At 43.5% G+C, this 255-nt stretch carries 1 protein-coding gene; it reads right to left on the bottom strand.

Annotation, left to right across the window (positions count from 1 at the left end; genetic code table 11):
* The coding region (locus M3650_RS31630; protein ID WP_251580316.1) for a reverse transcriptase domain-containing protein at positions 1–255 on the bottom strand (255 nt) is incomplete at both ends.

Below are 255 nucleotides of genomic sequence, written 5' to 3'. Positions count from 1 at the left end.
ATAGCGGACGAATCGATGTCCACGTTTCTCTAATTCTTTGTCCAATTCGTCCAGTACGATGTTAGATAATAGCGGACTCAAAGGACCACCCTGCGGCGCTCCTTCAAGTGTCGGTTTAACTAACCCGTTTTCCATCACGCCCGATTGAAGGTATTTACGAATAAGCAAGAGAACTTTCTTGTCCTTCACTTTCTCTGAAATCTTCATCATTAAGCGGTCATGATTAACGCGGTCAAAGAATTTCTCCAAGTCCAA

Origin of the sequence: Paenibacillus sp. MER TA 81-3 (assembly GCF_023713585.1) — a bacterium.
Taxonomy (GTDB): Bacteria; Bacillota; Bacilli; order Paenibacillales; family Paenibacillaceae; genus Paenibacillus_B; species Paenibacillus_B profundus.
Note: the sequence above shows the minus strand (reverse complement) of the source record. Positions and strands in the feature narration are given on the sequence as shown.